We start from the raw sequence: 8,015 nt of genomic DNA on the forward strand, positions 1-8,015 counted from the left end.
CAGCCGACCCGCCCGCCTCACCCTCCCCGCCCGCTCCGCCCGCTCCGCCCGCCTACCGCACCCCCCGCCGCCCCGCTCCGGCGCTAAGCCTGCCCGCGGTCGCCGCCGCGGGCCGCCTGCCGGGCGTCCAGCGCGTGCAGCGCCCTGCGCGCCAGCGGATACGTACGCACCAGGTCGGCCAGCGTCGTCGACCCCCGCGTGATGCGCGCGAAGGCCCGCCACGCCGGCCGGAAGCCGGTGATCGCCGCGTGCAGCAGCCCCGGCCGGGCCTCGAACACGGTCAGCATCCGCCGACCGACGCCCATCTCCACGCCCAGCCCCGCCTTCACGGCGAAGGTGTAGTTGAGCGCCTGCCGGCGCGCGTCCACCCCGTCCTGCGCCTCGGAGATCTTCACCGCCCACTCCCCCGCCAGCCGCCCGGAGCGCAGCGCGAAGGAGATGCCCTCCCGGGTCCACGGCTCCAGCAGTCCGGCGGCGTCGCCCGCCACCAGCACCCGGCCGCGCGACAGCGGCGAATCGGGCGTGCGGCAGCGGGTCAGGTGCCCGGAAGAGACGGCCGGTTCGAAGCCGGCGAGGCCGAGCCGGGCGATGAAGTCGTCCAGGTAGCGCTTGGTCGCCGCGCCCTCGCCCTTGGCCGAGATCACGCCGACGGTGAGGGTGTCGCCCTTGGGGAAGACCCAGCCGTAACTGCCGGGCAGCGGGCCCCAGTCGATCAGGACCCGCCCCTTCCAGTCCTCCGCGACCGTGTCCGGGACGGGGATCTCCGCCTCCAGGCCCAGGTCGACCTGCTCCATCTCCACCCCGACGTGCGCGCCGATCCGGCTCGCGCTGCCGTCCGCCCCGACCACCGCGCGGGCCAGAACGGTCTCCCCGTCGGAGAGCACCACGGCGACGGTGCGCCGGTCGGGCACGGCCGCGCCGTGCTGTTCGACGCGGGCCACCGCGGTGCCCGTACGCACCGTCGCGCCGGCCTTCTCGGCCTCGGCGACCAGACCGGCGTCGAACTCCGGCCGGTTGATGAGCCCGAACAGCATCTGCTTCGAGCGCCGGGTCCGGGTCAGCTTCCCGTCGAGCGAGAAGGTGACCGCGTGGATGCGGTCCTTGAGGGGCAGCACGAAGCCCGGCGGCAGGGCGTCGCGCGAAGGCCCGATGATGCCGCCGCCGCATGTCTTGTACCGGGGCAGTTCGGCCTTCTCGAGGAGCAGTACGCGCCGCCCCGCCGTCGCCGCCGCGTGCGCCGCCGAGGAGCCGGCAGGCCCGGCCCCGACCACGACCACGTCCCACACCTCGCCGGTCTCCCCGCTGCCCCCGGCCACCTCGCCGTCCGCCCCCCGTGCGGCGTTGCCCGTGTTTGCGTCGCGTACGTCGTCGCTGTCGCTGTCGCTGCTCACGATGTGCTGCTGCTCCTGATCACCCGTTGCTCCGATGCCGGGGAAATCCTACGGCGAGACGCCGCCTCGCCCTGCTGTGCGAGGATCGATGCTGTCTTCCGCCGCACCCGGCATACGCGCACCACGCGGATGCGGGCGGCGTACACAGAGCACAACGTCGCACCCAAAAGGAGCGTGCCCATGTCCCAGAATCCGATCGCCGAGACCGTCGCCTCGCTGATGCCCCGCGCCAAGCGGGAGCTGACCGAGCTGGTGGCCTTCCAGTCGGTGGCGGACTGGGCGCAGTTCCCCCGCAGCGAGAGCGAGGCGGCCGCGAACTGGGTGGCGGACGCGCTGCGCGCCGAGGGCTTCCAGGACGTGGCGCTGCTCGACACCCCCGACGGCACCCAGTCCGTGTACGGGTTCCTGCCCGGTCCCGAGGGTGCGCCGACCGTTCTGCTCTACGCGCACTACGACGTGCAGCCGCCGCTGGACGACGCCGCCTGGATCTCGCCCGCGTTCGAGCTGACCGAGCGCGACGGCCGCTGGTACGGGCGCGGCTCCGCCGACTGCAAGGGCGGGTTCATCATGCACCTGCTGGCGCTGCGCGCCCTGAAGGCCAACGGCGGTGTGCCGGTGGGCGTCAAGGTGATCGTCGAGGGTTCGGAGGAGCAGGGCACCGGCGGTCTCCAGCAGTACGCGGAGGCCCACCCCGAGCTGCTGGCCGCGGACACCGTCGTCATCGGCGACGCGGGCAACTTCCGGCTCGGCCTGCCGACGGTGACGGCGACGCTGCGCGGGATGACCCTGATCAAGGTCAAGATCGACACCCTGGGCGGCAACCTGCACTCCGGCATGTTCGGCGGTGTCGCCCCCGACGCGCTGGCGGCGCTGATCCGGCTGCTGGACTCGCTGCGCGCGGCGGACGGTTCGACGACGGTGGACGGGCTGGCGTCGGACGCGGTGTGGGAGGGCCTGCAGTACCCGGAGGCGGACTTCCGTGCCGACGCGAAGGTGCTGGACGGGGTCGAGCTGATCGGCGAGGGCACGATCGCGGACCGGCTGTGGGCCCGTCCGGCCGTGACCGTGCTGGGCATCGACTGCCCGTCGGTGGTCGGCGCGACGCCGTCGGTGCACGCGAGCGCGGGCGCGCTGATCAGCCTGCGGGTGCCGCCGGGCGTGGACACGGCGGAGGCCATCAAGCTGCTGGAGGCGCACCTGACGGCGCACACCCCGTGGCGGGCGAAGCTGGAGCTCGAGGTCGTGGGCCAGGGCCAGCCGTTCCAGGCGGACACCGACAGCCCGGCGTACGCGTCGATGGCGGCGGCCATGAAGGTGGCCTACCCGGGTCAGGAGATGCAGGTCTCCGGCATGGGCGGCTCGATCCCGCTGTGCAACACGCTGACGCGGCTGTACCCGGACGCGGAGATGCTCCTGATCGGGCTGAGCGAGCCGGAGGCGCAGATCCACGCGGTCAACGAGAGCGTCTCGCCGCAGGAGCTGGAGCGGCTGTCGGTGGCGGAGGCCCTGTTCCTCGTCAACTACGCGGAGTCCAAGCGCGGCTGAGGCCGGCCGCCGCGCACGCGGGCGGGTCCGCTCCGCTGTGAGCGGACTCCGCTGCGGGTGAAGCCGGGGGCGCGGCGCGGGTCCGGGTCCGTACCGTCTCGGTATGGATCTTGTCGAAGTGCTTCCGAACCGGCTCCACATGCTCCGCTTCCCCATCGGCCAGGCCTACCTGTGGCAGGACGGCGAGCAGGGCGGGGGCGGGCGGTCCCTGACCCTGATCGACGCGGGCAACATCGAGTCCGCCGCCGAGATCGAGGGGGCGATACGGTCCCTCGGGCTGCTGCCGGAGCGGCTGGAGCGGATCGTGCTGACCCACTGCCACCGCGACCACATCGGCGCGGCCGGCGAACTCGCCGCCCGCTGGGGCGCCCGCGTGCTGGCGCACCGGCTGGACGCGCCGGTGATCCGGGGCGAACGGCCCGTGCCCGAACCGGTGCTGCTGGACTGGGAGGTGCCCCTGTACGCGCACGGCCTGACCGTCCCCGAGGCCCCGCCCACCCCGGTCGACCAGGAGGTGGAGGACGGGGACGCGCTGGGCTTCGGGGACGGGGCGCACGCGGTGCACGCCCCGGGCCACACCGACGGCAGCATCGGCGTCCACCTCCCGCGCCACGGGGTGCTGTTCACCGGGGACTGCGTGGCCGCCGTCGGCCCGCTGATGCTCGGCGTCTTCAACGTGGACCGGGCCCGGGCGGTGGATTCCTTCCGGAAACTGGCCGCGCTGTCCCCGGCCGTCGCCTGTTTCGGCCATGGCGACCCGCTGACCTCGGACACGGCGGCCGCCCTCGCGAAGGCGGCGGCCGACACCGCGTCCTGAGCGGCCGCGTCAGCCGACCGGGACCCCGGCCTCCAGGTACAGCGGACGGCCGCGTTCCCGGGCGCGCAGGGCCCAGCGCAGGCGCTCGTAGCGGTGCTGCGGGAGCATGCCGGCTGCCTCGGACTCGGTGACGAACCGCCAGGCCCGCAGTTCGGGGCCGGGCAGCCGGAGCCGGGCCGCCGCGCCCTCCGGGAGGCGGCCGCCGTCGAAGAGCAGCCGCAGGCCCCCGTAGCCGGGCGGCAGGGGGCGCTCCCAGTCGACGACCAGCAGCCCGGGGGCCCGGTCCAGTACGAGGCCCAGTTCCTCGGCGACCTCCCGTACGCCCGCGCAGGCCGGCGCCTCGCCGGCTTCGACGACGCCGCCGGGGAACTCCCAGCCCGCCTTGTACGTCGGATCCACCAGCAGCACCCGGTCCTGGTCGTCGAAGAGCAGGACCCCGGACGCCACCGTCTCCCGGGTGGGCTCCGGGGTCTGCACGATGTCGCAGACGGGGGCCGCCTCGGTGCGGACGGCTTCGGCGATCCGCTCGGCGGTCTCCCGCACGCTCAGGGGGCCGTTGTCGATGACGTGCGCGTCGGCGGTGAGCCAGCCGAGGGCGTGCTGGTAGGCGGGTATGTGGTCGTAGGCCCACTGGCGGACGCGGAGGTCCACGTCCTGCGGGGCGCCCGCTTCCTCCCGTGTCGCGATCCGCGCCCGCAGGATCGTTTCCGCTGGGGCCAGCAGCACATGGCGCACCGGGATCCGCCGAGCCGCCAGCGCACCGAAGATCTCGTCCCGGTACTCCTGCCTGAGCAGCGTCATCGGTACGACGAGGACCCCGCCCACCTCCGCGAGCACCGCCGCCGCCGTGTCCACCACCAGACGCCGCCAGCTCGGCAGGTCCTGGTAGTCGGAGACCTCCGCAAGGCGCTTGCGCGGCAGCAGGAGCCGCAGCGCGTCGCCGATGAGCTCCGGGTCGAACAGGGTGCTGTCCGGCAGGATTCCGGTCAGTTCGCGGGCCGTGCTGGTCTTCCCGGCGCCGAATGTGCCGTTGATCCAGACAATCACGAGTACTCCAGGATGGGAAGGCCGCTGAACAGCGGCGGAGCCGGATTCGCGGGACTGTCTGGGAGAGGTATGGGGAAAGTCGGCGTCCACAGCGCGGCCCCCACCACTTCCTTCTCCCACACTCTCTGGAGGTACCCAGCTATCCGCTCCTCCATCGCGAGTGTTACTTCACTGTAGGTTCCCTCCACTCCCGGCAGCTCGTGGCCCATCCGCTCCTCGACCGCCACACGCGGAATGTTGCCCGGCTCGTCCAGCTTCGCCTTGTGCCAGTGTCGCAGCCGATAGATGTCCTCTCCAGCCATCTCCTCGACGGCCGGCAGCGCTGGCCGAGCCCACCGCTCGTACCGAGGCCCGGACGCGCGCTCCTCGGCGCCGTCCCGGATCGGGAACCAGTAGGTGTTATCGAAGTTCGTGCGCAACAGCGGCTTGCCGTGGATCGACAGGAACATCCACGGCTGGTCGTGCGACGCCAGGAGGGCCTGGTGCATCTCGTGCAGGAACGGTGGGATGACGATCGTCCTCCAGCTGTCGTACTTCGGCGCAGCCAGCACTGCCCTCTTGTCGGCCCGATAGGTCTGGTACTGCACCCGGAGCGCGTGGAGGGACTCGTACCGCTGGAGGGCCTCCTCGCGCAGCTCGGCGTCCGGCTCGGAGGCGGGCCAGTACGGCGAGGCGTAGCCTCGCTGCACTCCGAACATCTCGCCCGGCGGCCGCAGTCCGGTGAAGGCGATGGTCCAGATGTAGGTCCACCCAGCGAATCCCCATACGTAGTAGGCGTTCTGGGCCGCCTGGTGCACGGATCGAGTGGACAGCTGCCGCTTGACTCGGCGCACCTGCTTCTTCTTGTACAGGCCTCGCCGCTTCTGCTCCACGATGGGCGACTCCTCGCGGTATTTGTACTTCACTACCGCATCGTCCATGATCATCTTGAATGTACCCAGTACCGCCTTCGCGTAGTTGTGCGAGTACTTGGCCTGCACGAACTTCCTGAACGTGTCGTACTGGATGGGCGTGATCTCGTCCACCGTACTCTGCGCCCAATAGGGGCGAATCACAGCCGACAGCCGGGACTTGTACGACAACATGGAGTTGCTGCGCAGACTGACCCCTTCGAACCAGAGGTCGCAGTAGTCCGCCATGCTGATCGGGGTGACCACCCTTCGACCCCGATGGTTCCGCACGTCGGACTCACGGTCGAGGCCAAAGGTGAACGCCTCATCCTCATCCGCGAACGGCACACCATCCAGATTCTTGGACGCGGACCCGTACAGCTTCGTGGTCGTCGGCCTGCCGCCATCGTCCAGCTTGTACTGCCCGGTCCACCACTTCACGCGGATGCTGTTCCCGCGGACTTCCGTGTACGGCACCTGTAATCTCTCCCACTTCGACGATCGGTGCGCGAGCGCCGGCGGACACTCCATCTGCTGGTGGCCCCGTCCGCCACCCGACCTACCCCGAACACCCGACCGGGGACTCTCGGCAGGACAGGCAATCACGACCCTGGGCTTCCATGAACTGCCTCACGCACCTTCGAACCACACGACCTTCGGCAATCCCGGACGGCAGGACGCACACCGTCTCTCCTGTTACTTGAGCCGCGGCAAGGCGCAAAAATTGTACGGGGGTTGAAGCGAAGCCTTCAGCCCCCGCAGCCACCCGCACGCCCGGTCGACCTCCACATAGGCCACCGCCCGAACACCTACCCCCCTCCTCGACCCGTCGCCTTACACCCTTGGAGCTGCCTTGCCGTCTCGGCAGCCGCAAGGCGCGAGGGGTAGAGCTCCAGCCGGTACGCCTTGACACGTGACGCCAGTCGGGCGAGATCGCGAGTTCCCACACTGACCTCCTCACAGAGCCAGCCTTCACCAGCTAGGCCCATCTGCGAGACAGGCCAACTACCGATTGAAAGACCTCAGACAAGGTCACGTAGCTCTATTCGACTACACCACACAACCCATCCGATAGACAGTCAGAAGTCTATCTAGATCTATACAACTGAGGCCGACTAAGGTTAGATCGCTGGGGTGCACCAGCCGTTGACCTGCAGGCTTAACCGGGATACGAGCTGCACGGAACGCGTACACAGCCGGCACCCAGACGGTGATAGCCGCCTCCGTCACCTCGAAAACGGCACCCGTGGATGCATCAGCCCGACCACACATCACCGTCAGCCCTCGGCACCGCCGACGACCGCCTCGCGCCGCATCCGGACGAAGCACACCAATCTGAAAGGACATGACGATGGCCACCAAAGCCTACGAGCTCTACGGCGTGCCCACCGCCCCCGAGGACCCCGCACAGGAGTACATGACGGTCCAGGAGACCGCCTATGTCTTGAAGTGCTCCGTCTCGTGGCTGCGCCGCTTCCTCCGCAACCGTTCCACGCTCTGCGGCCGGACCGGCCGCGGCGGCCGGATCATCACCAACCGCGAGCAGCGCGCCGCGATCCATGCCGCCCGCTCGGCCGGCGACCCACGTACGGGGCAGTCGATGCCGCGCCGACGCAGTCCTCGCCGCGCGACTGCGAAGACGCCCGTCGCCCCCTGATCAGACGAACACACCGCCTGCAACGATGCACCGTCGCTGGGCGACGAGGAGTTACTGACTTCGGCTCGTTAGGGTGATTGTTCTTGAAGTGCCTTATGAGTTCGGGGTGTTGTTTGCATCCAGTGGTGTATGACGCATCCGGATGGGGGCCGGCTGACTCCTGCGGGACGTCAGCGCCGTGAGACGGTACGAATGTAGGCGGCCTGGCTGTTCGAGCGGAACATCGGACCGCCAGTCCCGGAACGTGCGGTACTTCGGGCTGTGCTCCGGCTCCAGGATGTCGAAGTCCCCGAGGACCAGGCGGTGGCCGCCTCCCCGGTGGGGAGCGCGGTGGCCAGGCCCTCCAGGAACATCGCCTTCGTCGGGGCGGGGACGGCACCTACACCCCAACGGCCTCCAGGGGCCCTGTGCCGGTCTCCACGGTCACGGCGGTCACCCGGTGCGGGAGGGTTCCAACAGCAGCCAGAGCGGGCTCGTGGCGAGGCGGGACGCGATCATCACGCCCCGTTCCCGGGTACCGTGCGGAGGCCGCGGGAAGGCCACCGAACAGCCTGCCCCCTCGAACTGCTCGGCCAGGTACTCGCTCCGCGCCGTTTCCGTGAGGACGAACACTGGCTCCGCCAGGGCGCACGCGACCAGATCGACGGCATCCGCCACTGAACCCCCCC

The 8,015-nt window shown here is 70.4% G+C and carries 7 protein-coding genes; 3 read left to right on the top strand and 4 right to left on the bottom strand.

Annotated elements, in window-relative coordinates; translation table 11 throughout:
* Positions 1–83 precede the first annotated feature (83 nt).
* A complete protein-coding gene (locus ACFWP3_RS28535) occupies positions 84–1,316 on the bottom strand; it encodes a geranylgeranyl reductase family protein (protein ID WP_384226560.1) in 1,233 nt (410 codons plus the stop codon).
* 255 nt (positions 1,317–1,571) lie between these two features.
* On the opposite strand from ACFWP3_RS28535, the gene ACFWP3_RS28540 reads away from it, so the two are divergent.
* Both ACFWP3_RS28540 and ACFWP3_RS28545 read left to right on the top strand, forming a co-directional pair.
* Positions 1,572–2,936 carry a dipeptidase gene (locus ACFWP3_RS28540; RefSeq protein WP_384226544.1) on the top strand — a complete coding sequence of 455 codons (1,365 nt, stop codon included), beginning with the start codon at positions 1,572–1,574 and terminating at the stop codon, positions 2,934–2,936.
* A 103-nt stretch (positions 2,937–3,039) separates the two neighbouring features.
* Complete coding sequence (locus ACFWP3_RS28545; protein WP_384226547.1) at positions 3,040–3,753, top strand: MBL fold metallo-hydrolase; 714 nt, start codon at positions 3,040–3,042, stop codon at positions 3,751–3,753.
* A gap of 9 nt (positions 3,754–3,762) precedes the next feature.
* On the opposite strand, the gene ACFWP3_RS28550 is transcribed toward ACFWP3_RS28545, so the two are convergent.
* On the bottom strand, positions 3,763–4,800 hold the full coding sequence (locus tag ACFWP3_RS28550; protein WP_384226549.1) for an NUDIX domain-containing protein: 1,038 nt from the start codon (positions 4,798–4,800) through the stop codon (positions 3,763–3,765).
* Positions 4,797–6,167 (bottom strand): integrase, encoded by a 1,371-nt coding sequence (locus tag ACFWP3_RS28555; RefSeq protein WP_384226551.1) that lies wholly within the window; start codon positions 6,165–6,167, stop codon positions 4,797–4,799. Before ACFWP3_RS28555 ends, ACFWP3_RS28550 begins: the two co-directional genes overlap by 4 nt.
* Positions 6,168–7,041: 874 nt before the next feature.
* Between ACFWP3_RS28555 and ACFWP3_RS28560 the strand changes: the two genes are divergently transcribed.
* Positions 7,042–7,347, top strand: coding sequence for a DNA-binding protein (locus tag ACFWP3_RS28560; protein ID WP_384226553.1), 306 nt, complete (start codon positions 7,042–7,044; stop codon positions 7,345–7,347).
* 432 nt (positions 7,348–7,779) lie between these two features.
* On the opposite strand, the gene ACFWP3_RS28565 is transcribed toward ACFWP3_RS28560, so the two are convergent.
* Positions 7,780–8,015: hypothetical protein (locus tag ACFWP3_RS28565; RefSeq protein ID WP_384226555.1), on the bottom strand; the 236-nt coding region annotated here is incomplete at its 5' end.

The sequence above is a fragment of the Streptomyces sp. NPDC058525 genome, from assembly GCF_042719495.1.
Lineage (GTDB): Bacteria > Actinomycetota > Actinomycetes > Streptomycetales > Streptomycetaceae > Streptomyces.

What these genes read in the sequence shown, in the direction of transcription:
- ACFWP3_RS28540 (WP_384226544.1), top strand. Translation starts at nt 1,572, where the DNA reads ATGTCCCAGAATCCGATCGCCGAGACCGTCGCCTCGCTGATGCCCCGC.
- ACFWP3_RS28560 (WP_384226553.1), top strand. Translation starts at nt 7,042, where the DNA reads ATGGCCACCAAAGCCTACGAGCTCTACGGCGTGCCCACCGCCCCCGAG.
- ACFWP3_RS28545 (WP_384226547.1), top strand. Translation starts at nt 3,040, where the DNA reads ATGGATCTTGTCGAAGTGCTTCCGAACCGGCTCCACATGCTCCGCTTC.